This is a genomic window from Pseudomonas sp., from assembly GCF_050739655.1.
GTDB lineage: Bacteria > Pseudomonadota > Gammaproteobacteria > Pseudomonadales > Pseudomonadaceae > Aquipseudomonas.
Genome location: NZ_JBOIBY010000676.1, coordinates 1 through 2,565, shown reverse-complemented (window position 1 = coordinate 2,565; position 2,565 = coordinate 1). Strand labels below are relative to the sequence as shown.

General features: G+C 52.9%; 2 protein-coding genes and 1 tRNA gene. 1 reads left to right on the top strand and 2 read right to left on the bottom strand.

Features of this window, described 5'->3' with window-relative positions; translation table 11 throughout:
• Window positions 1–2: 2 nt before the first annotated feature.
• Window positions 3–320 (top strand): Arc family DNA-binding protein, encoded by a 318-nt coding sequence (locus ACRESJ_RS32085; RefSeq protein ID WP_431756473.1) that lies wholly within the window; start codon window positions 3–5, stop codon window positions 318–320.
• 100 nt (window positions 321–420) lie between these two features.
• Here ACRESJ_RS32085 and mgtE read toward each other — a convergent pair whose 3' ends face one another.
• Together mgtE and ACRESJ_RS32075 are read right to left on the bottom strand one after the other, a co-directional pair.
• Window positions 421–1,863 (bottom strand): magnesium transporter, encoded by a 1,443-nt coding sequence (mgtE, locus tag ACRESJ_RS32080; RefSeq protein ID WP_431761494.1) that lies wholly within the window; start codon window positions 1,861–1,863, stop codon window positions 421–423.
• A 480-nt stretch (window positions 1,864–2,343) separates the two neighbouring features.
• A tRNA-Arg gene (locus ACRESJ_RS32075) sits at window positions 2,344–2,420 on the bottom strand.
• Window positions 2,421–2,565 lie beyond the last annotated feature (145 nt).

Here is a 2,565-nt window from a genome sequence, read left to right as displayed (position 1 = left end):
CATTGAAACAGGCAATTTATTCCAGCCGTACGGCTGACAAGTTCGTCGTACGTCTGCCAGACGGAATGCGTGAACGCATTGCCGAGGTGGCTCGCAATCATCATCGCAGCATGAACTCCGAAATCATCGCGCGCCTTGAGCAGAGCCTGATTCAGGAAGGTGCGCTAGGCGAAGAGCTGAGCATGCGCCTGGACAGCCCGGAGCTCTCGTTACACGAACGTGAATTACTGCAACGCTTCCGCCAGCTCTCCCATCGCCAACAAAACGCTCTCGTTTCGCTGATTGCCCACGACGCAGAAATGGCCGCAGATGCTTCCTGAGTCAAACTGAACACCCAAGCCAGCTTAATCGCTGGCTTTTTTTCGCCTGAATTTCAGACATAAAAAAACCCGTCGAATGACGGGTTTCAATGAAAGAAGCCTAGAGCAGGAAAACTGTCGCCAGCCCAAGAAAAATAAAGAAGCCACCACTATCAGTCATGGCCGTAATCATTACGCTGGCCCCCATGGCAGGATCGCGACCGAGACGCGCAAGAGTCATAGGAATCAAAACCCCCATCAACGCCGCCAGCAACAGGTTAAGCGTCATGGCAGCGGTCATCACAACCCCGAGAGACCAACTTCCGTAAAGCAGATAAGCAACGGCACCGATCACTCCACCCCAAATCACACCATTAATCAGGGCAACCGCCAACTCCTTGCGCATCAGTCGCGACGTATTGCCGGTACTCACCTGGTCTAGCGCCATAGCACGAACAATCATGGTAATGGTCTGGTTACCGGAGTTACCACCGATACCCGCCACAATCGGCATTAATGCAGCTAGCGCCACCAGTTTCTCGATGGAACCCTCGAAAAGGCCAATTACCCGAGATGCAACAAACGCAGTAATCAAGTTCACTGCCAGCCAGGCCCAACGGTTGCGCAGCGATTTCCAGACCGACGCAAAAATATCTTCCTCTTCCCTCAGACCCGCCATGTTGAGAACTTCGTTTTCGCTCTCTTCACGAATCAGGTCGACCATCTCATCGATGGTCAGACGACCAATCAGCTTTCCGTTTTTGTCGACAACGGGCGCCGAAATCAAGTCGTAACGCTCAAATGCCTGAGCAGCGTCATAAGCCTCTTCATCCGGATGAAAACTTACCGGATCGCTGGCCATCACTTCAGATACTTGTTTGTCCGGATCGTTAACCAACAAACGCTTGATTGGCAGGACACCCTTCAGCACACCGTCATAGTCGACTACAAACAATTTGTCGGTATGACCGGGCAGCTCTTTGAGGCGGCGCAGATAGCGCAGCACCACTTCCAGACTGACATCCTCACGGATCGTCACCATCTCGAAGTCCATCAGCGCACCGACCTGTTCCTCATCATAGGAAAGGGCCGAACGCACACGCTCGCGCTGCTGGTTGTCCAGGGTCTCCATTAACTCATGGACGACGTCTCGCGGCAGCTCGGAAGCCAAGTCAGCAAGTTCGTCGGCATCCATGTCCTTGGCCGCAGCCAGGAGCTCATGATCGTCCATGTCGGCGATCAGGGTTTCACGAACCGCGTCGGACACTTCGAGGAGAATGTCGCCGTCACGATCAGCCTTGACCAACTGCCATAGCGTCAGACGGTCGTCGAGCGGCAGCGCTTCAAGGATGTAGGCGACGTCGGCGGAGTGCAGATCATCGAGCTTGCGCTGCAGTTCGACGAGATTCTGCCGGTGAACCAGGTTCTCGACCCGATCGTGATGCGGGCCTTCCTGGCGATGGGTCAGATCTTCGACCACTCGCTGACGCTGCAACAGCTCAATGACTTGAGCGAGTCGGTCCTGCAAGCTTTCCTGTGTTTTCTTTACTTCAATTTCGGACATAGGCGAACTCCACTCCCAGCAGTGGAACACGCCGGAAGGATCAATCAGTCAATTCATGATTGGAAAAACGGTTTACTGAGTAACTACTGGGTAAGTCCATGGAGGTATTCCACAAGCCCCGGCGGGGCTGACGGGCGCAATGATACACCGCTTGACGGTTTTAAATGTTAAAAAATCGCGGCTGAAACAAGCGCTTGCAAGACAATCTTGAGCACTGTCCTGATCCTTCAAAGTGCGACGACTCATTCAGAAAAGAAAGCACACGACATGGCTAAAAGGTGGCGACTTGTAGAGAAGGCAACATCATGGAGGGGAAACGCAAAAGGTGGCGACCAACCATTGCCGCATAGACCGAGAATGGATTGAAACCAAGTGAAGTCGTAACGCACACATCAAGCTGGACAAAAGGAAGGCGCACGAGAGGAAATGCCAAATCCCAGACGGCAAAAAGCCCGCATAAAATGCGGGCTTTTTGTTGTATGGTGCACTCGACAGGATTCGAACCTGTGACCGCTCGGTTCGTAGCCGAGTACTCTATCCAGCTGAGCTACGAGTGCATTTGTGTTTTTATACCAGATCACAACTGGTTGAAGCCGAGTTACTTACATCACTGCAAACAACTCTTAAATGGTGCACTCGACAGGATTCGAACCTGTGACCGCTCGGTTCGTAGCCGAGTACTCTATCCAGCTGAGCTACGAG